General features: G+C 40.7%; 27 protein-coding genes. 17 read left to right on the forward strand and 10 right to left on the reverse strand.

What is annotated here, in order from left to right:
* Nucleotides 1-6 precede the first annotated feature (6 nt).
* The 3 genes from MHI58_RS04965 (at nucleotide 7) to MHI58_RS04975 (ending at nucleotide 4148) form a co-directional block, all read left to right on the forward strand.
* On the forward strand, nucleotides 7-2793 hold the full coding sequence (locus tag MHI58_RS04965; RefSeq protein ID WP_045034856.1) for an AAA family ATPase: 2787 nt from the start codon (nucleotides 7-9) through the stop codon (nucleotides 2791-2793).
* A 62-nt stretch (nucleotides 2794-2855) separates the two neighbouring features.
* Nucleotides 2856-3809: a 3'-5' exoribonuclease YhaM gene (gene yhaM / locus MHI58_RS04970; protein ID WP_007497151.1), complete on the forward strand. Its 954-nt coding sequence runs from the start codon at nucleotides 2856-2858 to the stop codon at nucleotides 3807-3809.
* Between the two features lie 108 nt (nucleotides 3810-3917).
* On the forward strand, nucleotides 3918-4148 hold the full coding sequence (locus tag MHI58_RS04975) for a sporulation YhaL family protein (protein WP_017360318.1): 231 nt from the start codon (nucleotides 3918-3920) through the stop codon (nucleotides 4146-4148).
* A 55-nt stretch (nucleotides 4149-4203) separates the two neighbouring features.
* Here the strand turns inward: MHI58_RS04975 and MHI58_RS04980 are convergent, their stop codons facing one another.
* Nucleotides 4204-5079, reverse strand: a complete 876-nt coding sequence (locus tag MHI58_RS04980; RefSeq protein ID WP_024719991.1) for a peptidylprolyl isomerase — start codon at nucleotides 5077-5079, stop codon at nucleotides 4204-4206.
* A gap of 161 nt (nucleotides 5080-5240) precedes the next feature.
* Here MHI58_RS04980 and MHI58_RS04985 point away from each other — a divergent pair, with 161 nt between their 5' ends.
* Together MHI58_RS04985 and MHI58_RS04990 are read left to right on the forward strand one after the other, a co-directional pair.
* Nucleotides 5241-5327, forward strand: a complete 87-nt coding sequence (locus MHI58_RS04985; protein WP_008361129.1) for a YjcZ family sporulation protein — start codon at nucleotides 5241-5243, stop codon at nucleotides 5325-5327.
* 145 nt (nucleotides 5328-5472) lie between these two features.
* Nucleotides 5473-5562 carry a YjcZ family sporulation protein gene (locus MHI58_RS04990; protein ID WP_017360317.1) on the forward strand — a complete coding sequence of 30 codons (90 nt, stop codon included), beginning with the start codon at nucleotides 5473-5475 and terminating at the stop codon, nucleotides 5560-5562.
* Nucleotides 5563-5615: 53 nt separating this feature from the next.
* Here MHI58_RS04990 and MHI58_RS04995 read toward each other — a convergent pair whose 3' ends face one another.
* Both MHI58_RS04995 and MHI58_RS05000 read right to left on the reverse strand, forming a co-directional pair.
* The gene (locus MHI58_RS04995; protein ID WP_072368131.1) at nucleotides 5616-5801 is read right to left on the reverse strand and encodes a hypothetical protein; all 186 of its coding nucleotides are present in this window, start codon (nucleotides 5799-5801) and stop codon (nucleotides 5616-5618) included.
* An 82-nt stretch (nucleotides 5802-5883) separates the two neighbouring features.
* Nucleotides 5884-6402: a DUF3267 domain-containing protein gene (locus MHI58_RS05000; protein ID WP_008348895.1), complete on the reverse strand. Its 519-nt coding sequence runs from the start codon at nucleotides 6400-6402 to the stop codon at nucleotides 5884-5886.
* Nucleotides 6403-6637: 235 nt separating this feature from the next.
* Between MHI58_RS05000 and MHI58_RS05005 the strand changes: the two genes are divergently transcribed.
* On the forward strand, nucleotides 6638-6982 hold the full coding sequence (locus MHI58_RS05005) for a YhaI family protein (protein ID WP_007497157.1): 345 nt from the start codon (nucleotides 6638-6640) through the stop codon (nucleotides 6980-6982).
* Here MHI58_RS05005 and MHI58_RS05010 read toward each other — a convergent pair.
* Together MHI58_RS05010 and MHI58_RS05015 are read right to left on the reverse strand one after the other, a co-directional pair.
* The gene (locus tag MHI58_RS05010) at nucleotides 6960-7574 is read right to left on the reverse strand and encodes an HTH-type transcriptional regulator Hpr (RefSeq protein WP_008348891.1); all 615 of its coding nucleotides are present in this window, start codon (nucleotides 7572-7574) and stop codon (nucleotides 6960-6962) included. The genes MHI58_RS05005 and MHI58_RS05010 overlap by 23 nt on opposite strands.
* Before the next feature lie 187 nt (nucleotides 7575-7761).
* Nucleotides 7762-8118: a YtxH domain-containing protein gene (locus tag MHI58_RS05015; RefSeq protein WP_007497160.1), complete on the reverse strand. Its 357-nt coding sequence runs from the start codon at nucleotides 8116-8118 to the stop codon at nucleotides 7762-7764.
* A gap of 128 nt (nucleotides 8119-8246) precedes the next feature.
* Between MHI58_RS05015 and MHI58_RS05020 the strand changes: the two genes are divergently transcribed.
* Nucleotides 8247-8438 (forward strand): hypothetical protein, encoded by a 192-nt coding sequence (locus tag MHI58_RS05020; RefSeq protein ID WP_008348888.1) that lies wholly within the window; start codon nucleotides 8247-8249, stop codon nucleotides 8436-8438.
* 253 nt (nucleotides 8439-8691) lie between these two features.
* Here MHI58_RS05020 and MHI58_RS05025 read toward each other — a convergent pair whose 3' ends face one another.
* From MHI58_RS05025 to MHI58_RS05035, 3 genes are all read right to left on the reverse strand, one after another.
* Nucleotides 8692-9210 carry a tryptophan transporter gene (locus tag MHI58_RS05025; protein WP_008348886.1) on the reverse strand — a complete coding sequence of 173 codons (519 nt, stop codon included), beginning with the start codon at nucleotides 9208-9210 and terminating at the stop codon, nucleotides 8692-8694.
* Between the two features lie 125 nt (nucleotides 9211-9335).
* On the reverse strand, nucleotides 9336-10415 hold the full coding sequence (gene serC / locus MHI58_RS05030) for a 3-phosphoserine/phosphohydroxythreonine transaminase (RefSeq protein WP_045034858.1): 1080 nt from the start codon (nucleotides 10413-10415) through the stop codon (nucleotides 9336-9338).
* Between the two features lie 158 nt (nucleotides 10416-10573).
* On the reverse strand, nucleotides 10574-11002 hold the full coding sequence (locus MHI58_RS05035) for an HIT family protein (RefSeq protein WP_008348883.1): 429 nt from the start codon (nucleotides 11000-11002) through the stop codon (nucleotides 10574-10576).
* Between the two features lie 487 nt (nucleotides 11003-11489).
* On the opposite strand from MHI58_RS05035, the gene MHI58_RS05040 reads away from it, so the two are divergent.
* Genes MHI58_RS05040 through MHI58_RS05050 form a run of 3 tightly spaced genes read left to right on the forward strand, consistent with a single transcriptional unit; the run spans nucleotide 11490 to nucleotide 14205 of the window.
* Nucleotides 11490-12230, forward strand: coding sequence for an ABC transporter ATP-binding protein (locus tag MHI58_RS05040; RefSeq protein ID WP_008348877.1), 741 nt, complete (start codon nucleotides 11490-11492; stop codon nucleotides 12228-12230).
* Nucleotides 12223-13443, forward strand: coding sequence for an ABC transporter permease (locus MHI58_RS05045; RefSeq protein WP_045034859.1), 1221 nt, complete (start codon nucleotides 12223-12225; stop codon nucleotides 13441-13443). Before MHI58_RS05040 ends, MHI58_RS05045 begins: the two co-directional genes overlap by 8 nt.
* A gap of 54 nt (nucleotides 13444-13497) precedes the next feature.
* Nucleotides 13498-14205 (forward strand): EcsC family protein, encoded by a 708-nt coding sequence (locus tag MHI58_RS05050; protein ID WP_024719995.1) that lies wholly within the window; start codon nucleotides 13498-13500, stop codon nucleotides 14203-14205.
* A 28-nt stretch (nucleotides 14206-14233) separates the two neighbouring features.
* On the opposite strand, the gene MHI58_RS05055 is transcribed toward MHI58_RS05050, so the two are convergent.
* Nucleotides 14234-15421 (reverse strand): M20 family metallopeptidase, encoded by a 1188-nt coding sequence (locus MHI58_RS05055; RefSeq protein WP_045034860.1) that lies wholly within the window; start codon nucleotides 15419-15421, stop codon nucleotides 14234-14236.
* A gap of 148 nt (nucleotides 15422-15569) precedes the next feature.
* On the opposite strand from MHI58_RS05055, the gene MHI58_RS05060 reads away from it, so the two are divergent.
* Nucleotides 15570-15857: a hypothetical protein gene (locus tag MHI58_RS05060; protein ID WP_234710319.1), complete on the forward strand. Its 288-nt coding sequence runs from the start codon at nucleotides 15570-15572 to the stop codon at nucleotides 15855-15857.
* 257 nt (nucleotides 15858-16114) lie between these two features.
* Here the strand turns inward: MHI58_RS05060 and MHI58_RS05065 are convergent, their stop codons facing one another.
* Entirely contained in the window at nucleotides 16115-16600 is a 486-nt protein-coding gene (locus MHI58_RS05065) for an antibiotic biosynthesis monooxygenase (protein WP_007497177.1), read from the reverse strand.
* 127 nt (nucleotides 16601-16727) lie between these two features.
* On the opposite strand from MHI58_RS05065, the gene MHI58_RS05070 reads away from it, so the two are divergent.
* The 6 genes from MHI58_RS05070 to MHI58_RS05095 all read left to right on the forward strand — a co-directional run bounded on the left by MHI58_RS05070 (nucleotide 16728) and on the right by MHI58_RS05095 (nucleotide 25580).
* The gene (locus tag MHI58_RS05070; RefSeq protein WP_045034862.1) at nucleotides 16728-18863 is read left to right on the forward strand and encodes a transglycosylase domain-containing protein; all 2136 of its coding nucleotides are present in this window, start codon (nucleotides 16728-16730) and stop codon (nucleotides 18861-18863) included.
* Between the two features lie 124 nt (nucleotides 18864-18987).
* Nucleotides 18988-20046 carry a uroporphyrinogen decarboxylase gene (gene hemE / locus MHI58_RS05075; protein ID WP_025207037.1) on the forward strand — a complete coding sequence of 353 codons (1059 nt, stop codon included), beginning with the start codon at nucleotides 18988-18990 and terminating at the stop codon, nucleotides 20044-20046.
* Between the two features lie 32 nt (nucleotides 20047-20078).
* Nucleotides 20079-21017 (forward strand): ferrochelatase, encoded by a 939-nt coding sequence (gene hemH / locus MHI58_RS05080; RefSeq protein WP_045034863.1) that lies wholly within the window; start codon nucleotides 20079-20081, stop codon nucleotides 21015-21017.
* A 22-nt stretch (nucleotides 21018-21039) separates the two neighbouring features.
* Nucleotides 21040-22452, forward strand: coding sequence for a protoporphyrinogen oxidase (gene hemY, locus MHI58_RS05085; protein ID WP_008348859.1), 1413 nt, complete (start codon nucleotides 21040-21042; stop codon nucleotides 22450-22452).
* Nucleotides 22453-22627: 175 nt separating this feature from the next.
* Nucleotides 22628-23206, forward strand: coding sequence for a TetR/AcrR family transcriptional regulator (locus MHI58_RS05090; RefSeq protein WP_007497184.1), 579 nt, complete (start codon nucleotides 22628-22630; stop codon nucleotides 23204-23206).
* A 64-nt stretch (nucleotides 23207-23270) separates the two neighbouring features.
* The gene (locus MHI58_RS05095; protein WP_045034864.1) at nucleotides 23271-25580 is read left to right on the forward strand and encodes a YhgE/Pip domain-containing protein; all 2310 of its coding nucleotides are present in this window, start codon (nucleotides 23271-23273) and stop codon (nucleotides 25578-25580) included.
* Nucleotides 25581-25693: the final 113 nt, after the last annotated feature.

Below are 25693 nucleotides of genomic sequence, written 5' to 3' on the forward strand. Positions count from 1 at the left end.
GGCATGATGAAAATACGTTCACTCCATATTGCGAATTTCGGGAAATTTTCCAATCAAACCTTCCACTTTTCTGATGACGGTTTTCAGTTAGTTTATGGCCTGAATGAATCGGGGAAAACGACATTGAAGGCGTTTATTGAATCGATGTTATTTGGTTTTTCCAAAAGCCATATGTATAAGCCAAAGCATGGCTCATTTTATGGCGGGTCTCTTACATGTTTAGATGAGGAATTAGGTGTGATTCATATTGAAAGAACATCTGATCATGGCGGCCAAGCTCAGGTGTTGCTGCCAAATGGTGAAGTGAAAGATGAAGCGTTTCTACATGCGATGTTAAAGGGAACAGATCGCAGATTATACCAATCGATCTATTCTTTTGACGTGTTTGGTCTGCAAAATGTACAAGCATTAAATCAAGATCAAATAGGGGAATTTCTACTCTTTTCAAGTTTGTTTGGCTCAGATGCGGCATCCAAAATGGACAGCAGGCTGCTAAAGCAGCAGGAGCAGCTTTTTAAACCGAATGGACGTAAGCCTGAATTAAATCAGCAGCTTGATCATGTAAAAGAGCTGTCAGGTAAGTTGAAACAGGCCAAATTGGTAGAAAGTCGTTATACCGCAAAGAAAAAAGAACAAGCTGAATTAACCGAAAAGGTAGAAATGCTTCAGCATGAAATGAGACAGACTGAAGAAGAGATTCAGCTTTTGACTGAACATATTCGACTTTATCCTATGATAGAAAACAAGATAGAGTTAAAAAAAGATTTGGCTAGTTATCCTGAACGAGTCAAACGGTTTAGACCGGAAACCGCGCATGAACTTGATAAATTAGAATCACACCTTCACCCAAAAAAGGCGCAAGTGACGGCACTGAAACAAAAATTAGATCATTTGCAAACGTCGCTCACGCAAGTTCAGCCACTCTATGACAAGGATACGGTATTGGAGATGAAGCGAGTCATAGCTGAATCATCTGATGCTGAACTTGTGAAGAAACGCTTAGCAGAAGGGAAAACAGAGCAGAATTCTTTGAAACAAAAAATAGAAGAAGCATCAGCGAAGCTGAAGTGGCATCGTCCAATCAAGCTTGACCAGCTGGACGATTCACTTGACTTTGAGTGGGAATTAAAAGAGGCTGTGAGCCAATACGTTCGTTTAATGGATAGGAAAACACAGCTCGATGACCGGTTTGATCATGCAAGACATGAGCTGGAAGAAGCGGAAACCGCTCTAAAAGGATTAAAGGAGCAGCCTGTTAAACAGCAAGATACAGAAGATGTCAGGGGCACAAGGGCTACAGTGAAACAGAATCATTCCAGAGTGTGGTTATTCCCGCTGATGTTCGTGCTATGTGCTGTCATTCTCACGGTCTTATTCGTTTTAGCAGAGAGCTGGGTGACGTTACTGTTTGCAGGATTTTCCGTTTTTGTCTTGATCGCTATTTATCCAGTGCTTAAACAGACTCAGATGAAGGAAGCAAACGACAGTAACGCCTATCATTCCTTTCAAGTTCAAACAGCTTCAGCTGAAACGCTAGTGAAGCAAAAGGAGCTTTTATACGAAAGAATGATACAGCAATATGAAGACTGGGAGCGGGAACTGGAACCTCTACAGCAACAAGTAGAAGATATGAGAAGGCAGCTGGGTTTGTCCTCAGAGCTCTCATTCCTTGTGGAAGCTTTCCATATCTTGAAACAATTAAAAGCGAATACAGCGGCATATGAGGCGCTTAACAAGGAAATAGAGATGCTCACACAGCAGCAATCGACCTACGAGCAAAGAGTTTCAGCGCTCATGAGTCTCCTTCAAAGAAAAGAAGGGACCATTCAAGAGAATATCTCAGCCTTTCAAGAGATATTGAAAGATGAGGAAAAAAGAGAAAAAGAACGTCAGACATTGCACGTATCCATTCAACATGTAGAGCAGCAGCTGACAACATTAGAAGGAGAAGTTCAATATTATGAAAAACAAACGGACGAGCTTTTTCGAAAAGTAGAAGCAGCGTCAAAAGAAGATTATCATGTCCTATCTCATCTATCCAAAGAATACCGGGAGCTGCTGTACAATTTGCAGCAGCTGAACCAAGAGCTGCACAAAAGCGGTTATATAGATGAGGAAGAGGTCATTGTCCGTAAAGGTTTACGCACCCTTGAGGAGCAGTGTGCACAAGCAAAAAGACATCTGAATGACATGCAAGAGAATGTGACGAATATGAAAAAACGCTTGGCAGAATTAGCAGTTGAAATACGCCAAATAGAAGCATCAGGTACAGTGTCTGATTTGACTCATCAGCTTGCTGTAGAGCAGGAGCAGGCAAAGCATCTAGCGAAAAAATGGGCGGCTATTCAGCTCGTTCGTTCCGTCATTCGAGAGAAACTCAATGAGCATAAAGAAACGAGGCTACCAGCACTCCTCCAAACAGCTTCCCGATTTATTCAGCCGTTAACGAATGATCGATATGAAGTGATTTTATTTTCTGCCGAAGATGACCGGCTGATTGTGAAACGGAGGGATGGACGCCTATTCCGCCCGGAGGAGCTTTCACAAGCAACATGTGAGCAAATTTATCTCTCGATTCGTTTTGCACTTGCTTTGTCCCACCAGCAAGATTGTCAGCTCCCATTTATGATGGATGACAGTTTCGTTCACTTTGATCATGTCCGTCTAGACAGGGTGCTGGAGCTGATGAATGAACTCACTCGTTTTGAAACACAGCTGTTTTATTTCACTTGTCATCATTATATGAAACAAGCAGCGGAAGACGGGCAGATTACGAGCTTAGCAGTGGAATGATTGACAAATTATGACTTATGTTATACTTATATGAGCAGAAACATGGAAGGAGCATTTATTGAATGGCTAAAGGGATCATGACCTATGACGTCGGCGAACAAGTTGACCTGCATTTATTAATTAAATCATCTACTAAAGGGATTGCGAGTAATGGCAAACCATTTTTAACGTTAATTCTTCAAGATCAAAGTGGAGATATTGAGGCGAAGCTATGGGATGCAAAGCAGAATGATGAACTCACATATGCTGCGCAAACCATTGTGAAGGTAGTAGGTGATATTCATCATTATCGCGGAAGGAATCAGCTGAAGCTTAGGAATATACGTCCTGTTGCTGAAAACGAGCAAATCCGCATTGATGATTTTCTAGAAACAGCTCCTATTCCAAAGCACGATATGATGGATACCATCATGCAATATATTTTTGATATGAAAAACCCTAATATTCAGCGTGTCACAAGACATTTGCTGAAGAAATATGGACAGGAATTCGCTGATTACCCAGCAGCTACGAAAAACCATCACGAGTTTGTTTCGGGTCTTGCCTATCATGTGGTATCGATGCTTCATTTAGCGAAATCCATTGTTGATCTATACCCATCACTAGATCGAGATCTTTTATATTCAGGGATCATTCTACATGATTTAGGTAAAGTCAAAGAGCTTTCGGGTCCTGTCTCCACCACATATACAGTAGAAGGGAACTTAATTGGCCACATTTCTATTATGGTGACAGAAATTGCGAAAGCCGCAGAGGAGCTTGGCATTGATTCTGAGGAAATTCTGATTCTGCAGCATTTAGTGCTGAGTCATCATGGAAAAGGGGAGTGGGGCAGTCCTAAACCACCAATGGTGAAGGAAGCCGAAATTCTCCACTATATAGATAATTTAGATGCAAAAATGAACATGATGGATCGTGCGCTTGAGCATGTGAAGCCAGGAGAATATACAGAGCGTATTTTTGCACTAGAGAATCGTTCGTTTTATAAACCAACCTTTCACAATGAATCCTCATGATAAAACGCCCGTTTGATGCGGGCGTTTTTTTTCATAACTTGTCTTCTTTTCGCATAAGCATGTAACACAAAGGAAGAGAGATTAGTCCTGAAAAAGGAGGCGAAGACAATGTTATTTTTTCCATGGTGGGTATATGCATGTATCATTGGTATTATCTTTTGTGCCTATAAATTAATGACGACAGCCAAAGAGGAGCAAGAGATTGATCAATCCTTTATTGAAAAAGAGGGAGAAATCTTTATCGAACGAATGGAGCAGGAGAGAGAGCGTAGACGTCAAGGACAGCAAATGAAACGATCCCAGGAAACGGCGAAGCATGAGGACCATTCGATTGCATAATCAATAAGAATAAAAAAACCCCTCTACAAGTTCATGTAGAAGGGTTTTTCGTTCATTATTGGTTTGGTGTTTGTTGTGTGGTTTGCTCAGATTTTTCTTTGAATGTATTTTCAAGTTCTTTATCTTTTACTTTCACATCAGCATCTTTCACCAATTTGTTTAAGATCGTTTGAATTTCATTGTTATCTGCTTGTTTTTGATCAAGCAGTTCTTTTTTCAAGTCTGCTTTCATGTCATCGTATTTACCGCGTTCTTCGGTCTTTTTAATGATATGGTAACCAAATTGAGATTTTACTGGTTTGCTGATTTCATTTACTTTTAGTTTGAAGGCAGCTTTACTGAAGTTCTCATCCATTTGGCCTTCTTTTGCGAACCAGCCTACATCGCCGCCTTGTGCTGCTGAAGCAGTGTCAGTTGAATATTCAGATACAAGGTCATCCCATTTTTCGCCTTTATCTAATTTCTTTTCTACTTCATCTGCTGTTTTCTTGTCAGCAACTAAAATGTGGCTTGCGCGGATTTTTCCTTTTAGGTCATCGTAATACGCTTTTACTTCTTTGTCAGTGATTTTGATGTTAGCTTTGGCAGCCTTTTGAGTCAGCAGCTCATATTTTACTTGATCTTTGATGTAATCTTTTCCGAATTCATCTTGAAGTTGTTTTAAACGATCTTCACCAAGTGTCTTTTTATATTCTTCCAATTTCTTATCAATTTCTTTATCTGATACTTTGTATTTGTCAGCAAGAACCTTTTGTTGAACAAGTAGGTTTAAAGCATCTCCACCTGCTTGTTTCTTAAGTGTTGTATAAAGCTCTTCTTTTGTGACATCTCCTGATTTTGTTGTTGCGATCACTTCTTTGTCACCGCTACTGCATGCGCCAAGAGTTAAAACACTTACTGCTGTTACAGCTGCTAAAGCCATTTTTTTCATTCAAAAAACACTCCTAATCTTTCCAATTTATTTATCATTGCTTGTATCATAACATATTGTGACATGCTGTAAAAAGAAATGCAAATGGGAGGGCATTCGTCTAGTCAAATTTTTGCGACCAACATACACATATATTGATCACAAAAAGGAGGCTGAATTATATGGGAGCAGGATATTCTAATGGGTTTGCTTTATTGGTCGTGCTATTCATTTTGCTGATCATCGTTGGTGCAGCATATCTTTATTAATTAAATCGCTGTGACAGAAAGGAGCCGTCCTGCCATGCGTGCGGGCGGTTCTTTTTTAAAACGATGACAAGTGCCTAAACGTTTTAAAATTTTCTGCATACACTGAGCTTAGAACAGAGGAAGAACTGGCAGGAGGTGTTTTCACATGGGAGGAGAAGTCTTTGCTGGCGGTTTTGCACTAGTCGTCGTATTATTTATCTTATTGATCATTATCGGTGCATCTTGGATTTGCTAATAGATCATCATACACAAAAAGCTGCCATCAAACAGGCAGCTTTTGCTTTGATCTTAAATAGATATGGTAATTTCAACAAATGATGAGATCAGTAAGATCAGTATCGATACATTGATAAAGCGAAACACCTTATCTTGCCGTTCTTCAGGAATCTCTCTGACAAGGCATAATGTATTAGTAAGCCTGTTTATTGAATACACAATAAACGCGGCAAAGACGATGAAGTAAAATAAAACTATCGGAGATCCCCCCTCTCTATGCTATTCCCATACTACATTACCAAATTTTTTATGAAAAAGATAGAAGTTGGCTTTAAAAACCTCATGATGAGGAAGTTGGGTCAACTAAAATATCAAACTCATCTTGGGCTTGATCAATGATGCATGATTTTGGCGCTTTTAGCAGTTTCCAAGCAAATAAAAAGTCAGGCAAACAATAGCCTGCATGAATACTTGCGATCATGATAAAATAGTGTGCGTACATTGGAAATGCCATTCCTAAAACAAAGTAAACAGGTGAGATGACACAAAACGGGCTGAGCAGTGAGAAAAGCATCACTCTCTTAGGCACGCGCTGCCAGCAATTTCGTTTAAATAACGTCATTTTTTTCTTATGTTTCATGACTGGGATCAAGTGAACCACGCGGTGGACAAGCAATGTCGCAAGTAAAAGCACGATAAAAAGCGGTGCATTGTGACTGCTGAGTCTCGTTTCAGGATGAGTCAGTTGAAAACATAAAAATGCCATAATGAAAAAAAATACAGTCAGACATATGGCTGAAATCATCATTCTCGTATAACCATAATCCTTTTCAAGATTAATGGTCTTCCAACAATTCATTTTTCATCCTTCCAATCTCAAAAAAAACTAATTGAATATCTCAAGATAATTTACTCTTCCTGAGGATAAAAATCAATGGTTTTCAAGAAAAAAAATAAATTGTTACATTCATATGGAATAAAGAGAGGAAACTTTGGGTTTTTCAAGAAAAAAAGACATAAGAGGGAGGTTCGTCTCTTTCGTCAATGAGTAATTTCGGCTAAAATAGAGTGACTAAGAGAAAGAGGGAACGTACATGAGTATTGAGGAACGAATGAGCCAGCTCGAATATTATATGGAACTGTTACTGACGGCGACAGATATGAGCCGTTATCCATATTATGCGCTATTGATCCGGCAGCGTGTATCGAAAGAAGAGGCAAAGGACATTGAGCGTATTTGTGCTGAGCTCTCAGATGAAATGGACAAGCAAAAAGCACAAGGCTACGTCATGTTCGACGATCTCCTTGCGCTGTTTGCGGGACAGTTAATTGAAAAGTTGGATGTTCATGAGACGATTTTTGCTTTGCATGATCAAGGGCTGTTTCAGCCGTTAATGAATGAATTTATAAAGATCATTAAACAATTTGATTTGCTTTAGCCGCTTTTTCCTCCGCTGAGTCTTCAAGTTCTTCAGGCTTTTTCGTGACTTTCCCACGTTCATTCAAAAAGTCCTTCTCAATGTTTGAAAACGATTTCTCAAAAATCTCCATGAAATCCTCACCATAAATGTTTCGGATAATACACATCATTTCTAAAATTTCAGGGAACTTTCCGTAAATGTCATGAAGCGGCTGTGCGCCTTTGACAATACCAGTTCGGGCCGGGTCGTAATCTTCGAGTAGTTTATGGAATGTCTCTTCGCCTTTTGGCGTTAGTTCAATATACGTATTGCGTTTATCGTTTAACTTTTTAGAAAATTTTAAAAATCCTCTTTCCTCTAATTTTTTAGAGAAGTTAAACGCCGTTGATACATGCATGACGCCAAACTTTGCAATTTCTGATATTGAAGCTCCTTTTAATTGATACGCAATCCACAAAATATGATGTTCATTGATATTTAGGTTATACGGTTTGATCCACTGCTGCCAGTCCTTTTCAATGGATTTCCAAAGAGCTTTGCTCAATTGGGCCATTCTTTGACTGAATAAAAGTGCTTCTTTTACATCGAAAGGCTGTTCCGAATGATTCATCCATTTCACCTACTTCTCTTTTTCTTGTAATTCTATTATGCCAATAAAATAAAGATTAATAAAGCTGAAAATTCAAGAATTTTTAAAAGTCATGAAAAACATTGACAAAATAACCTTTTTTCAACAAAAAAAGTGCGGGATACGCACCCCGCACACTTTTGTAAACGAATATTTTTTTGTGAGTATATTAGTTTTGTAAGGTTTTCTCCAGTTGTTTGAGCTTTTCCTCAATTTCCTGAATTTCCTTTTGTAAGTCCTGCTGATGAGGTTTGATTTCCTCGCGCCATTGCTGAATGGATGTTTGCAATTCAGTTCCGACCTCTTTAATGACCTCAGCACTTTCTTTTGCGGTTTCAACAATCTGCTCTTTTAAAGCTTGTCCATCTCTTTTTAATCTTGTCAGCGTATCTTCGAATTTGTCATAGCCGTCTTTCATCTTTCCGCGTACATCTCTGCCAGAAGAGGGAGTCGTCAGGAGCACTGCCGCACCTCCGAGGAGACCGCCTACAAATAATCCTGTTAATAAAGAACGTCCACTAGCCATTCCAATCACCTCTAGTCAAATTTTACACATTCGCATGTTCTCTCTGAGCTGACGATCAGCTTCATTGAACTTCCATACATAGCTTGCTTTATTTTAGCATACTTTTGAAGAAAAGGGAGGGGAGAAGGTTGTCTGTCTTTCTGTTCGTTTTTACGTGTATGTGTGTGATTTTTGCAGGTGGTTCTATTCATTATGTAAGGCAGCTTGGGTATGCAGGGTCTTATCCGCCAAAACATGTATTAAGACAAAAAGCAATTGTGTGTGCGGCAGGTGCAGGGATTTCGCTCTCCATTTTGCTGCTTACCCTTTTTCTTTTATAGAAGCATGAAAAAAACCTCTTCATCTAATGAAGAGGTTCCAGCATGTAGACAAACCCTCGCATTCTTTGTCAGTCCTGCGTGCTGGTGCTCACGAATGTCAAATTCGCTCCGCGCCAGTACTCGTCCTTCCTAGACTTCAAGGGCTTTCAATCATGCTGAAAAGAAGACAAAGGGCTAAAATAAAGAATCATTTTAGCCCTTTGTCAACAATATGAAAAAACCTCTTCATCTAATGAAGAGGTTCAGTTATTCGTTAAGCGACTTCAATCATTCTTGCACGCTTTAATATCGACTGAGCAATCGGGAAGACAAATACCATAGCTATCGTATTGATCACAGTTGCTGGCAGGACAACACCTACAAGAAGTGCTGGTAACGCAGCCGGCAGTCCAGTAATCAGTAAAGCGGCAGATAGGAAAATCACGCCCGATACGACGGTCCCAACAGCGGTGAGTACAGCGGTCAGAACGACTTTGTTCTTGATCTTCTGGCAAGATAAGAAAAGGGCTAAGAAGATAAAGGCTGTCACCGGTTTATCAATCATATTTGGAATTTGTCCGCCTGGAAAACCTGTTGTCAAAGCGGAAATGACCCCAGTGACTAGGGCGATCACAACGACATGCTGTACCTTTGGAAAAAGGATGATGCTTAAAAACATCATGACCAGCATCATATCAGGTTTCATTCCGAAAAAGATGGGCGGGAAAATCGTATGCAAAACAGCTCCCATTGCTGCAAGCAATGACATAATCACTAATTCTTTTGTTTTCATTTCTATGCTCTCCTCTGCTAAGCTCTTAGAACTCTCCAATAATATGGCTGATCATTTATTGCAAGAGTCATGACTTTATATTTCTCGTTATTATAACAAATTTATTTCACGATAGAAAAGCCTTTTTACTCATTTTCTTGCTGGAACTTTTTCATAAAGTCCGCAAGCTTTTGGCAGTCTTCTATAGAGACGGCGTTGTAAATCGAGGCTCTGCACCCGCCAACAGAACGATGGCCGGCGAGTCCAACCATTTGTTCTTGTTTTGCTTTCTCCACAAAGGATGCAGTGAGTGCATCATCACGCAGGGTAAACGTGACATTCATATGTGAACGGCTGTCAGCACGTGCATGTCCTTTGTAAAAACCGCCGCTTTGATCAATCGTATCATACAGAAGCGCTGCTTTTTGTTCATTGCGTTTTTCTGCTGCTTCTACGCCGCCCGCCTGTTTCACATGCTCCAAGACAAGGGACAGCATGTAAATCGCAAAAGTCGGTGGTGTGTGATAAAGAGAATTGGCTTTGGCATGTGTTGAATATTTTAAAATTTTAGGTGTGCCGCTTTTTTCTTTCTCTAATAAACGTTTGCGCGCGATCACAATTGTGATGCCAGAAGGCCCTAGATTTTTTTGTGCCCCGGCATAAATCAAATCAAATGAAGACACGTCTATTTTTTTGCTGAGAATATCACTGGACATGTCGGCAATAAGCGGGAGTGACGTGTTCGGGAACGTTTTCCACTGAGTACCGAAAATGGTATTGTTCGATGTGATGTGCAAGTAAGCACCGTCAGTTAAAACGGAAGCATCTACATCTGGAATATACGAATAGTTGTCGTCTTCACTTGAGGCAAACACTGATGTTTCACCAAACCCTTTTGCTTCTGACAAGGCTTTCTCTGACCAAGCACCTGTTTGGATGAAATGAGCCGTTTCGCCTTCATGTAAGAAGTTCATCGGAATCATTGCAAATTGAAGACTTGCCCCGCCTTGTAAAAAGAGGACCTCATAATCTTCTGGAATGTCCATCAATTCTACCAAGAGTGCTTTCGCTTTATTGTGGACTTCTTCATACTCACCGCTGCGATGAGAAAGTTCCATCACGGACATCCCGGTTTGTTTAAAATCAACAAGTTCTTCCTGTGCTTTTTGAAGCACTTCTAGCGGCAGCGCCGCCGGACCAGCATTAAAATTCGTCGTTCGCTTCATCACAATCTCTCCCTATTTCTCGCGTTAATGGATCAAAAGATAAAACCATCCTATCACAAATTTGAAGCATTTGGACAAAAAATTTGAATCGTCCTAAATATCTTACGATTCAGAGGATAAGCACAGAAAAGAAGTGAAAAAAAGAAAAACCTCATCAATTAAGATGAGGTAAGGCGCGTATGGATGGCAGAAGAAATGTCTTTTAAATCCTCTGATGTATATTGATCTTGGTGAGATTTCCATACGGCACCAAAGCCGTCGCCTTTACCATAACGTGGAATGATGTGCATATGGTAATGGAACACAGATTGCCCGGCTTTTTCACCGTTGTTGTTCAGAAGGTTTAAACCAATTGGTTCAAATTCTTGTTTGATGGCTCTAGCGATTTTTGGAATCGCTTGGAAGTAATGATTAGACACTTCTGGTGTCATGTCATAAATGTTTTCTTTATGTATTTTCGGGATTACAAGGGTATGTCCTTTTGTTACTTGGCTGATATCAAGAAAAGCTAATACATGCTCGTCTTCATATACTTTTGCACATGGAATGTCTCCATCAATGATCTTGCAAAAAATGCAGTCGCTCACGCCATGTCACTCCTCATTATTTTTCCTTTATCGTATCACAAAAAGAAGCAAAAAAGAAAACAGGACAAGCGAACTCCTTTGGTCGCTCATCCTGCTCCTGCAGAAGAAATGCTGATGCTTTCATTTGATATGCCTTTTGAATTCTCTATTTACTGAAATAAAGAATTCATATGCCTGCTATTTCTGCCGTAAACACCTCATTTGACGTTTTGGTTCGTCGTATACATATTTGTATAGGACACAAAAATCAAGAATCAGTGAAGCAAAACAGAAGCTAAGGTTTTTAGATGAAAAACCAATTTGTCATGCGGTTATTGCCTTTAACAAACACCTCATTTACGTATTGGTCATCAAGTTCATTTCTTCTACATACATTATGATGACCAGTATGCCGATGTTTTATTCATGAGTTGTCTATAGGTAAACATTTCAAATTGTCTTTCGTTTTTGGTACTATAAAGGAAAAAAGAAAGAAAGGAACGAACTGATGTCCCTTCTAACTGTAAAAGATGTAACGGGTGGATATACAAAGAATCCCGTTCTGAAAAATATTTCATTTGAATTAGAAAGAAACCAAATCGTTGGTCTCATTGGCTTAAACGGGGCGGGAAAAAGTACAACCATTCGTCATATTATTGGATTAATGAAACCTCATAAAGGGGTCATTGAGCTAAACGGACGAACCCTTCAAGAAGATCAAGAGGCGTATCGTTCACAATTTACGTTTATTCCAGAGACACCTGTCTTATATGAAGAATTAACGTTAAAAGAGCATTTAGAGCTGACAGCGATGGCTTACGGCCTTTCAAAAGAACAATTAGAAGAACGTCTGCCGTCTTTGCTGAAGGAATTCCGAATGGAGAAGCGATTGAAATGGTTCCCTGCTCATTTTTCTAAAGGGATGAAGCAAAAGGTGATGATTATGTGTGCGTTTCTTGTGGAGCCAGAGTTGTATATTATCGATGAGCCGTTTTTAGGGCTTGATCCGCTTGCGATCAACGCACTATTAGAACGTATGAATGCGGCGAAACAAAATGGCGCAAGTGTTCTGATGTCTACGCATATTTTAGCCACAGCGGAACGTTATTGTGATTCCTTTATTATTTTGCATGAAGGGGAAATTAGAGCGAAAGGAACACTGACAGAACTAAGAGAACAGTTCAACATGAGAGATGCGACACTCGATGATCTTTATTTGGAATTAACAAAGGAAGAAAGCTATGAGTAAAACAACGCAAACCATTTGGAAATCTCGATTAGAAGAACACGTACAAGAAACAAGAAAATATTTAAAATATATGTTCAACGATCATCTTGTGATTGTGCTCATTTTTTTCCTTGCAGGCGGGGCGAGCTGGTACAGTAATTGGCTGAATCATATTCCAGCTCACTTCCCATCCTATTGGGTCATGGCAGTTGTTTTCTCATTGGTACTGACCAGTTCTTACGTGCGAACGTTGATCAAAGAGGCAGATCTTGTGTTTATGCTTCCTTTGGAAGCTAAGATGGACCCTTATTTAAAACAAGCGTTTAACTTTAGCTTCATTTCTCAGTTATTTCCTTTGATTGCCGTGTCCATTATTGCACTTCCGCTATATTCGGCTGTCTCCACAGGCGATCTGATGCTATATGTGCTCATTTTGGCGCAAATGATCTTAATAAGAGGTCTGAATACAGCGATTCAATGGAGAATCACTTATTTTCAAGGGAAACATGTCAGATGGATTGATGCAGTGATTCGTTTTCTGCTCAATACAATGTTAATGTATACCGTTTTACAAGCAGCTTATGCCATTGCCATTGTTTTTTATCTTTTATATGCTGTCTATCTCATTTATCTAACAAATGCAGTAAAAAAACAGCCCTTTCAATGGGAATTGCATATTTCTGATGAGTTAAAACGAAAACAGCGTTTTTACCGCTTGGCAAACTTATTTACGGATGTCCCTCATTTAAAGAAACAAGTGAAAAGAAGGGCGTATATGGACTGGGTCTTGCAGTTTGTCCCTTATGAACAGCGTAAAGCTTTTTCTTATATGTATGTGAGGGCGTTTTTACGTTCAAATGACTATTTTGGTCTTGTGTTTAGGTTAACGGTCGTGTTTGTGCTCATCCTCTTGTATACAGGTGCAGCAGGCTGGGTGGGGGCATTACTTGTCTTGTTTACAGTCTTTATCACAGGTGTACAGCTTGTCCCGTTAACAAAGCATTTTGCTCATCTGTCGTTACAGGCACTTTATCCTGTGTCTCAGCAAGAAAAAGATCGAAGCTTTTTTGTTCTCGTACGAAATGTACTCATCATCCAGTCAATTTTACTGAGCTCCGCCGTTTTCCCAGCAGGTGGATGGAAGGGAAGCGGACTTGCTCTTCTCATTTCATTGGTATTTGTGCTTGTCCTATTCAAGCCTTACGTACAAAGCAGATTAAAAAAGATGAGATAAGCGGAGATTTGTTTTTTACAGCGAGCGTATGATGTCACCAAGGAGGGAACTGGGATGAATGCAGCTGAACGGGAACTGTATGAAGAGGCCATTTTTTTTCAAATGCGTTTTTTAAGAAAACCATCCAAGATCGAGCGGTTTTCAAAAGGTGTTCAGCAGCAAGTGAATCGCCGAATCCCTGCTCGATTTCATCAAGTCATCACAAGTGCGGTGAAAACAATGGTTGAATCCACCGTATCAGGAAGCCATTTTACTTCATTTACAGTCATTGATGAACAATTGTCTATTGTAGAGCGAAATGAGCTGGCAAAGGAAAAGGTGACATATTATCAAAAGGCCGCTGCGATTGAAGGAATTGGCACAGGTGCGGGTGGATTGTTTCTCGGAATGGCGGATTTCCCTCTCCTTTTGAGTATTAAAATGAAATGTCTATATGAACTTGCTTGTATATATGGATTTGATTTGTCTCAAAAAGAGGAAAGGCTCTTTTTGCTTTGTATTTTTCAACTCGCCTTTTCAAGCAGTGCACACCGTCAAAAAATGATGAAACTCATTGAAGAATGGGAAACAACCCGGGAAGAAATGGATTGGTATAGCTTTCAGCAGGAATATCGAGATTATATTGACCTTGTGAAGCTGTTTCAATTAATGCCTGTGGTCGGTGCCGCTGTTGGTGGGGTGGCAAATCATCAGCTGACAGGACAGCTTGGTGAAGTCGCACGCCATGTGTTTCACTTGAGAGTGTTGAAAGAATCGAAATAGAAAAGCCGCTGGTGGCAGCGGCTTTTTTTTATTCATCGTAGGAAAGGACGGCATGAGCGAGTACCTTTGCTGCGACAGGCATTGCGTTTTCGTTAATATCAAATTTCGGATGGTGATGTGGATACACATCTTGGCTGTTTTCTGGCATAGCGCCTGTGTAGAAGAAAGTACCAGGAACATGCTGAAGGTAGTAAGCGAAGTCTTCTCCGCCCATTTGAGTTTCGGCTTCTTTTACTTCTGTGACTCCTTCTGTCTGTTTGGCTATTTCTGCTATATATTCAGTTGGTGCAGGGTGATTTTTGACTGCAGGATAGCCTCTTACATATTCATAAGTATAAGAGGCATCGTGCATGTGGCAGACACCTTTCACCACCTGTTCAATTTCACGTTCAATGATATGGCGTGCACTCTCTTCAAAGGAACGTGCAGTACCTGTTAGCACGGCCGAATCTGCAATGACGTTAAAGGCATTTTCAGCGACAAATCCCCCTACAGATACCACCGCAGAATCAATCGGGTTGACTTTACGGGCCACGACCTGCTGAAGATTGGCTACAATTTGTGAACCGATGAGTACGGCATCTTTCGTCAGGTGCGGCTGTGCGCCATGTCCGCCTTTACCTTGCACTTGAATAGAGAAACGATCGGCGGCTGCCATAAAGTTTCCGCTTTTATAAAGAACAGTGCCGCATGGCTCTGAGGACCAAAGGTGGGTGCCGAAAATGACGTCAACACCGTCTAAACAGCCATCTTCAATCATTGGTTTCGCACCGCCGGGGGCATATTCTTCAGCGTGTTGATGAATGAGGACGATTTTTCCTGTTAATTGATCTCGGTGCTCATGTAAGATCTTCGCTAAGACGAGAAGTGTTGCTGTGTGGCCATCGTGACCGCATGCGTGCATGACGCCAGGTTTTGTTGAACGGTAAGGTACATCCTTTTCATCATGAATGGGAAGTGCATCAAAATCAGCTCTCAGTGCAATGGTCGGTCCAGGGGAAGCTCCTTCAATAAAAGCGAGTACACCATGTCCGCCTACATGTGTGCGTGTTGGGATATGTAATCTGTCATAATATTGAGCGATGTAAGCAGCTGTTTCCTCTTCCTGAAAAGAAAGTTCTGGATTCATATGGAGATGGCGTCTAATTTCAACCATTTCCTCATAATGTTCATCAAGACGTTCATTGATCCTTTTGTGTAAAGTGGATACTGTCATTGATCCGAAAACCTCCTTTAAGCTCTTTTACTGATTGTATGGTAATTGTTAGAATCTTTCAACAGAAGAGGATGTCGAGAATGACAGAAAAGGTCATTTTACATAAAAGTCGAAGGTTAAGTATGAAGCTTGAAAAGGGGGAGTGGCATTGGGAAGCTGTCCAAATTGTTCAAAAGCATTTTCTTTCGTCGAAAAATTTCATTTATCGCATACGAGAATGATGCTTATTCCAAGCTGCCGGCATCAAATCAAAGAAACGTTCGTTTCGAAGATGAGCTTTTTGATGATTTGTTTGATTCCACTGTTGGTACTACTTATTCAGATGAAAGGTGCTTCACCTATGCTCAAATGGCCAATCTTATTAGGATGGATCTTGCTGAATTTTTATGTACTTCAGCCAATTATTCATCGGTACGAGCTTAGAGATAAGCGTTGAAAGCCCAGCAGAAGGGCTTTTTTTTATGAAAAAAAGAAGTGCGAAGAGCAGCACTTCCCAGCGTGTAGACAAACCCTCGCATTCTTTGTCAGTCCTGCGTGCTGGTGCTCACGAATGTCAAATTCGCTCCGCTCCAGTACTCGTCCTTCCTAGACTGCAAAGGTTTTCTATCACGCTGAAAAGAAGACAAAGGGCTAAAATCAAGTTCATTTTAGCCCTTTGTCAACAATCTAAGAAGTGCGAAGAGCAGCACTTCCTTAATGGTCTATGACGGCATGATAGGATGTCAGATAGGCAGGACGAGAGAAGATGGAGCCAGTATCCTCATGCGGCTGAAAGAACGCTTCTGACTCTTGAAAGTCTTGAAATAAGTCTTCAGATTCCCAAAGGGTCAAAATTAAGTACACTTCTTCATCCTTTTTTGGTCTTAACACACGAAGCGCCTGAAAGCCGCGCTGGTGCTCTGACATGTTTGTTTTTTTCTGAAAGGTGGATTCAAAAAGCGCTCTGCTTTCGAGCTTTACAGGGATATGATTCAGCGTGACAAAGCCAGATTGGACGAGCTCACCTTTTGTATAAATCACATCATAGGCATGGGGTGCTTTAAAGACTGTCTCACCCTCCGTTTCATGAAAAAGAGCCGCTTGTTCCTTACCGACCGTATAAAGCAGATTTTCAAGATGATGTTTTTTTGCGATTTTTTGCAAAAAGTCTGCTGTTCCATATGTAATATAGAAATTCATCTAAACCGCCTCCTGCTTGATAGTATAACAAAAGAATGATATATAATTCTTTGGTAGTCAATCCATAAAACATATTATGAAGCAATACATCCCATACTATCCGTATAAAGGAATGAGGTGACCTAATTTGAAGAAAAAGAAGATAATCATTCCATTAGTCATTGCAGGAAGTACAATCGTGCTTTCATTTATTGGCTATCTGACCATTTTATTTTTAGGACATTATGTCATAGATGAGAAGAAGCTCGTTTTTCACGCTTCCTCGAAAATCATTGATCAGAATGGAAAAGAACTCACAAGCATGTATTCAGAAAATCGGGACCCTGTGTCATTAAAAGAGGTCCCAGATAAAGTGGCGAAAGCTTTTGTTGCTGTAGAGGACAAGCGCTTTTATGAGCACCATGGAATTGATGCACAATCGATTTCAAGGGCGGTTTATCGAGATATATTAGCAGGTGGAAAGGTAGAAGGCGGCAGTACCATCACCCAGCAGCTCGCCAAAAATATCTTTCTCACAAATGATAAAACGTTTCTTCGAAAAACAAAAGAAGTCATTATTGCGATCAATTTAGAAAGAGATTATTCAAAGGACAAGCTGCTTGAAATGTATTTGAATCAGCTTTACTTTGGTCATGGCGTCTATGGGATCCAAGCAGCGGCCAATTACTATTTTAGTAAAGATGTAAAAGATCTCACTGTCAGTGAAGGAGCTACACTTGCTGCCATGCCAAAGGCACCTTCAACGTATTCCCCTGTTCTACACCCAGATAAAAATAAACAAAGACGGGATACCATCCTGAATTTAATGAATGAACAAGGATATTTGTCTTCTACAGAAACAGTTGAAGCAAAAGGAAGAACACTTGGTATTCATTTAAAAAAGAAATCAGAAACCCCTTGGGTGGACAGTTATGTAGATCTCATGATTAAAGAAGCAGAATCACAGTATTCGATTTCGCATGAACAATTGCTTCAAGGCGGCTATACCATTACGGTACCAATCGATATGAATTTGCAAAAAGTTGCCTATGATGCAATGAAAAACAATCGTTATTTCCCGGGAAAAAGCGGGTCACCTGAAGGCAGCGCTGTGTTTATTGACAACGCATCTGGTGGTGTAAAAGCAGCAATAGGCGGACGAGAATATCAGGCAAGAGGCTATAACAGAGTCACAGCTGTTAGACAGCCTGGTTCTGTCTTTAAGCCGATCGCAGTATATGGTCCAGCGATGCAGGAGAAAAAATTCAGACCGTATTCACTGCTTGAGGACAAGGAAAAAAGCTATGACGGCTATTCTCCAAAGAACTACGATGGACAGTACGAGGGCAGGGTCACGATGGTAGAGGCTCTCATGAAAAGTAAAAATACATCTGCCGTATGGACGTTAAGCCAGCTTGGCATCGATACGTCTAAATCTTATCTTGAGAAAATGGGGATGGATATTTCGGATAAAGGACTTGCCATAGCGCTTGGCGGTCTAGAAAAAGGGGTTTCTCCATTGCAGATAGCTGGAGCATTTCATACATTTGCAAATGAAGGCGTTTATAAAAAGCCGTTCTTCATTCAGAAAATCACGAATGATGATGGAGAAACCGTTGAAAAAAATCGAAACAAAGAAGAACGAGTGTTTAGCGTTCAGAATGCTTGGAATATGACAAGAATGCTTCAACAGGTCGTCAAAGGCGGAACCGCTCAGAGCGGATCATACGCTGGAGATTTGGCTGGTAAAACAGGGACAACTACGTATTCCGGTGTCAAAGGGGCAACGAAAGATGCTTGGTTTGCTGGCTACACGCCTAGTACAACAGGGGCAATCTGGATGGGGTATGACAAAACGGATAACAGTCATTATTTAACTGGCGGCAGTCAGTATCCAGTGCAGTTAATGAAAGATATTTTAACGACAGCCCAAATAACCAATGAAACATTCCAAAAACCAGAGGGAATTAAAGAACTTCAATCGCCAATCCATTTACAAGGACTGTCAGGCTTTGAAGCACGTTATGCATTTAAAATCAAAGGGCTCTTTACATTGGAACTGTCATGGGATGAACAGGAAGACAAACGCGTTGAATATCGTATTTATGAAAAGAGGAATGGAAGCGAGACCCTGATCGATTCTGTAACAGGAACAAACAGCTACACAATGCCGTATGCAAATGTGTTTTCAGATGCGCAGTATAAGGTTGTTCCATACAATACTCAAACACAAGAAGAAGGCGAAGGCAGTGCTTATATCAAGCCAGAGGCTTTTGGACGTTAATATTCGGCGATTTTTTGAACATTGAGCCGCTTTAGTATACCGAGCCTTGAAAAAGCGGTATAGTAAAAGCAGTGTTTGAGCCTTATACAAAGAGAGTGTGAGGCGAAAGGTGGAATGAAAGGTAATGGGAAAAACGAAGGCTTTTAATGACACGTTCTTAAAGGCGTGCAAAGGGGAAAAAACAGACCATGTACCGGTTTGGTATATGAGACAGGCAGGACGCTCGCAGCCTGAATATCGTGCCCTTAAAGAAAAATACGGGCTATTTGAAATTACGCATCAGCCAGAGCTATGTGCTTACGTAACAAGACTTCCTGTAGAACAATATGGTGTAGATGCCGCTATTTTATATAAAGATATTATGACTCCGCTTCCAGCTATTGGAGTGGATGTTGAAATTAAAAATGGAATTGGACCAGTGATTGACTCGCCTATTCGGACAAAGGCAGATATCCAGCGTCTTGGAGAGCTTCATCCTGAAGAAGACCTGCCGTATGTGCTTGATACGATCAAGCTGTTAACAGAGGAGCAGTTGAATGTTCCGCTGATTGGTTTCGCAGGTGCACCTTTTACGATGGCAAGCTATATGATTGAAGGCGGTCCATCTAAAAATTATCATAAAACAAAGGCGCTCATGTACAGTGAGCCAGAGACATGGATGCTTTTGATGAATAAATTAGCCGATATGACGATCACATACATACGCGCTCAGGTAAAAGCAGGCGTCCGAGCATTTCAAATCTTCGACTCTTGGGTTGGCGCTTTAAATGCAGCAGATTACCGGACCTTCATTAAGCCTGTCATGCAGCGTATTTTCACAGAGCTGAAGTCTGAAAACGTACCAATGATTATGTATGGTGTCGGTGCGAGCCATCTGGCGAAAGATTGGCATGACTTGCCGCTTGATGTCGTTGGACTGGATTGGCGTATGAGTATAGACGAAGCGCGAAAAGAAGGCTTAACAAAAACGTTACAAGGAAACCTTGATCCAACGATTTTACTTTCTCCTTGGGAAGTGATTGAAGAAAGAGCAGCAGCGATTTTAGATCAAGGGATGAAATCAGATCAATTCATCTTTAACTTAGGTCACGGGGTATTCCCTGATGTCTCACCAGACACGTTAAAGAAGCTGACTGATTTTATTCACGATTATTCAGCTAAACATAAAAAGACATCCATCTAAATGATTTCAAATGATCTGAAGGAGTGTTGGTTGTGGAGAAAAAGAAAATGGGGCTACTTGTCATGGCATATGGCACCCCATATAAAGAAGAAGACATTGAACGTTACTATACACATATCCGTAGAGGCAGAAAGCCAGAACCGGAGATGCTGCAAGATTTAAAGGACCGCTACAAGGCAATTGGCGGCATTTCTCCTTTATCAAAAATTACAGAACAGCAGGCAAATGGTTTGTGTGAACATTTGAATGAGATCCAAGACGAGATTGAATTTCATGTATACATTGGGTTAAAACACATCGAGCCTTTCATTGAAGATGCGGTCGCTGACATGCACCGAGATGGCATCACAGAAGCGGTGAGTATTGTCCTTGCACCGCACTTCTCCACATTTAGTGTGAAATCGTATAACAAACGTGCACAAGATGAAGCAGAAAAGCTTGGCCATCTGAACATTACTTCTGTTGAAAGCTGGTACGATGAACCGAAGTTTGTGGACTATTGGGTGAAACAAGTGAAAGAGACGTATGCATCCATGAGTCAGGAAGAAAGAGATTCAGCAGTGCTGATTGTGTCTGCACACAGTCTTCCTGAAAAAATTATTGCAGCAGGGGACCCATACCCTGAACAGCTTGCACAATCTGCAAAAATGATTGCTGAAGGTGCAGGAATTGAGCATTATGAAATTGGCTGGCAAAGTGAAGGCAATACGCCTGATCCGTGGCTTGGACCAGACGTACAGGATCTCACGCGTGACCTATTTGAGCAAAAAGGCTATAAAACTTTTGTATACGTGCCTGTTGGATTTGTCGCTGATCACCTTGAAGTGTTATACGACAATGATTATGAATGTAAAGTCGTCACGGATGAAATTGGTGCAGCCTACTATCGTCCAGAAATGCCAAATGCGAAACCAGCATTTATTGATGCACTGGCAACAGTCGTATTAAAGAAGCTTAATGAAAGCAAGTAATCATATAAAAGAAGGCGATCCTATGCATGACAATCAAAAACACCTTGTCATCATTGGCGGTGGCATCACGGGTTTGGCCGCCGCCTTCTATTTGGAAAAGGAAATTGAAGAAAAAGGCCTTCCTATCCAAATATCTCTTATTGAAGCGAGTCCTAGGCTAGGTGGAAAAATTCAAACATTATATAAAGACGGTTATATCATTGAACGTGGACCCGATTCATTTTTAGAAAGAAAGGTCAGTGGACCCCAGCTGGCAAAAGATGTTGGCCTATCTGATCAGCTCGTCAATAATGAAACAGGGCAAGCGTATGTATTAGTCAATGAAACCCTTCATCCGATGCCAAAGGGGGCTGTCATGGGCATTCCAACTCAAATCAGTCCTTTCATTACAACTGGGCTTTTTTCAGTTGCCGGAAAAGCACGTGCAGCGATGGATTTCGTTTTACCAAAAAGCAAACAGACAGAAGATCAGTCTCTGGGGGAATTTTTTAGAAGACGTGTGGGTGATGAAGTGGTGGAGAATTTAATTGAACCGCTACTATCAGGCATTTATGCTGGTGACATTGATCGCCTGAGCTTAATGTCTACCTTCCCGCAGTTCTATCAAACAGAACAGAAGCATCGCAGTTTGATTCTTGGGATGAAAAAATCACAGCAGCATGCAAAAGCGCAACAAGTGACAGCGAAAAAGCAAGGACAGTTCCAGACAATCAATCAAGGGCTGCAAGCACTTGTTGAAGCGGTCGAAAGTAAACTCAAGCTGACGAAGATTTACAAAGGGACAAAAGTGACCCAGATTGAAAAAGCAGAGGGAGGCTATGGCGTTCAATTAGACAGCGGTCAAACGCTTTTTGCAGATTCTGCCATTGTGACAACTCCTCACCAATCGATCTATTCCATGTTTCCAAAAGAAGCAGGGCTTGAGTACTTGCATGACATGACATCGACTTCTGTTGCAACAGTTGCACTCGGATTTAAAGAAGAGGATGTTCACAATGAATATGATGGTACTGGTTTTGTCATCTCAAGAAATAGTGATTTCTCCATTACAGCATGTACGTGGACAAATAAGAAATGGCCTCACACTGCACCTAAAGGAAAAACATTGCTCCGTGCATACGTTGGGAAAGCTGGCGATGAATCAATTGTCGAACAGTCTGATCATCAAATCGTGAGCATCGTGCTGGAGGATTTGAAGAAAATCATGGATATTAAAGCAGATCCAGAGCTGACGACAGTGACTCGCTGGAAAACAAGCATGCCGCAATATCATGTGGGTCATCAAAAACAGATTTCGACGATGAGAGAAACGTTTAAGCAATCATATCCTGGTATTTATATCACGGGTGCTGCATTTGAAGGTGTTGGAATTCCTGATTGTATTGATCAAGGAAAAGCTGCCATCTCAGAAGCTGTATCTTATCTATTTTCATAAAAAACAAACTCCCTTTTCTGTCATGGAAAGGGAGTTTTTCATGTTCGTATGTTTAGAAAAGAGTGGTGAATAATAAAATTGAACAAAGTTGTTGCATCTGAGGAAAAGGATGTGGTATATTACTTTCTGTACTTAATGACCGAAACGTTCAAATAGTCATTTTGGGAGTGAGATCATGAGTGTTGATAGGAGACAAATGATTTTAGATGGAGCAACAAAGGCATTTACCCAGTTCGGGTATAAAGCCACGACAATGGACCTTGTAGCAAAGCTTGCCAACGTTGGAAAAGGAACGATTTATACTTTTTTCAAAAACAAAGAAGAGCTGTTCGATGAAATTTTCACATCACTGTTAATGGAGATGAGGAAAATTGCAGATGAAGCAATAGATGAGAAGAATAGTTTCTCAGAAAACCTTCATTTAGCACTCTTTGCAATATTAGAATTTCGAAAAAACCACCAGCTTACAATTAAAATCTTTCAGGAAAATGCGGAGCTTGGCACATCAGCAGTGAAAGAAATGATTGAAAAAATGGAGCAGATGATCATTCGCTATATTAAAACAAAAGTAAAAGAAGCGATTGAAAAAGGCGACATTAAGCCCTGTGATCCTGAATTGACGGCATTTGTGATGGTGAAACTATATATTGCACTTATTTTTGACTGGGAAAAGCGATATGAGCCTTTAACAAAAGAAGAGGTCGCTGAATCGCTCGAGCTTTATGTACTAAAAGGACTGTCTGCAACAACATAATTTTTTTTGAGTTCAAATGACCGAATTCTTAATTTAGTCATTCATCAATGGGAGGAAAACAGCAATGAATTTAATTCGGAATCAATGGAAAGACATTGTGACGAGCAAAAAACTACTGATCCCGATTTTAGCTGTCTTATTTATTCCACTGATTTATAGTGGTGTATTTTTAAAAGCTTACTGGGATCCATATGGTACAGTTGATCAATTACCTGTAGCGGTTGTCAACTTGGATGAAGGCAGTCATTATGACGGCAAAACCCTTCAAGTGGGCGATGATTTAGTGAAGGAATTAAAGAAAAACGATAGTTTTAAATGGCATTTTGTTGATAGTGAAGAAAAGGCCATCAAAGGGTTAAATAACGAAGACTATTATCTCGTCGTCGAGATTCCGAAAGATTTCTCGAAAAATGCGAGTACAGTACTAGACAAACATCCGAAAAAATCGAATCTGAAATATTATACGAATCCAGGCGCAAACTATGCTGCGTCTCAAATTGCGAATAACGCCATTATCAAATTAAAAGATTCGGTTTCAAAGGAAGTCACAGAAAATTATGCAGAGGTCATCTTTGATAACTTCAAAACGATTGCAAAAGGATTAGATCAAGCAAGCGATGGAGCGAAGAAAATTGATGACGGAACAAAAAGCGCAAAAGACGGTAGCCAAAAGTTAAAAGACAATCTGGCGAAATTGGCAGAAGGAACGTTAACGTATAGCGAAGGTGTTCATCAGTTTGCAGGAAAAATGGGTGAACTGAACACTGGAATTCAATCTCTTGATAGCGGTCTTGGTCAGCTCTTAACAGGCTATCAAACGATTGATCAGAAATTTGGTGAGCTTGGCACAGGAATTGATACATTGACCGAAGGGTTAAACACAAGCCGTGAAGGACATGAGCAGCTTTCTTCTAAAATGCCGCAATTCACAGCAGGCATTGAGCAGCTGAACAATAAAGCACAGTCATTTTCAGAAAAAATCGCTGCTGTGGAGAAAGTATTGTCTTCACCTGAATTAGCGAATCTTGAAAAGATGGCGCCTAAGATTGATCAGGTGAAAGAAGATGCAAAAACGTTTAGTACCAAACTTGCTTCTTTAAAAGAAGCATTATCTAATCGAGATGCAAAAGTAAAAAGTATTATTCAAAACAGCTCGATGACAGATGAAGAGAAAAAGGCGGCAATGGATCAGCTAGACAGTCTTCCTAAAATTGAACTGCCTGATTTGTCTGGTCTTGAGCAAAGCTTAGCGGCGCTGCAGGAACTGCCTGACGCAAGTGAAGTTCAGTCTGCGGTTGCATCTGCAAAAGCACAGCTACAGCAAGTCAAGCAGCTGCCAGAGAAAACAGAACAGCTGTATACATCGACAGTCGCCATACAAAATGCGATTGATCAAATGACATCCGGTACGAATAAATTGTATCAAGGTGCACTGAAGCTTCAAACGGGCCAAGGGAAATTACAAGATGGCCTGCAAACAGCAAATGGAAAGCTTGATACAGCGAAAAGTGGTGCGGATAAACTGGCAAATGGTTCAAGCCAGCTTAGTGCAGCATTGAATAAACTAGAAAGTGGATCAGCGAGTATCCAAAGCAACTCATCTAAACTGGCTGAAGGGTCAAAATCCCTTGATAAAGGATTAGGTGACTTAAAAAGTGGAACTGGAAAGCTTTCTGATAAGCTAAAAAGCGCTGCAGATGAAACAGGAGACATTGATGCGGGGCAGGACAACTACAATATGATTGCAAGCCCAGTCAAAACAGAGAATGATACAGCGAAAAAAATTGATAACTATGGAACAGGGCTCACACCATATATTTTATCAATGGGACTCTTTGTTGGAGCTCTTATGCTGACTGTTGTATTCCCAATGAAAGATCCTGCAGGACGCCCTAGAAATGCGTTTGAATGGTTTGTCAGCAAATATAGTGTGCTTCTCTTAGTCGGTATCTTGCAGGCAGTGATTGCAAGCTCCATGCTGATCTTTGGACTTGGACTTGAAGTGGAAAGCCTCTGGCGCTTCTATCTCTTTGCGATCATCGTCAGTCTGACATTCCTAGCGATCATTCAGCTTCTTGCGACGACGATGGGGAACCCAGGACGCTTTATTGCCGTCATTATCTTGGTTCTTCAGCTTGCAGCAAGTGCGGGTACATTCCCGCTCGAGCTTGTACCAAAATTCTTCCAAGTTATTCACAGTCTGCTTCCAATGACGTATACCATCAACGGATTTAGAACGATCATTGCAAGCGGTGATAACAGTTATTTATGGCACCAAGCAGCGATTCTTGGAACAGTAGCCATCATCATGATGGCTGCAACAACAGCATACTTTGCTTGGAACATAAGAAAAATGAAACAAGAAGAAGCTTAATCAAAAAAACCTTTCTCTTTCCTGAGAAAGGTTTTTCTATTAGAAATTAGACATCAGGAACCCGAAGCGATATATTTTAAGAAGGATGCTGAAAAAAGGCATGCTTGGAAAGA

It is taken from the genome of Bacillus sp. FSL K6-2869, from assembly GCF_040869405.1.
Taxonomy (GTDB): domain Bacteria; phylum Bacillota; class Bacilli; order Bacillales; family Bacillaceae; genus Bacillus; species Bacillus altitudinis.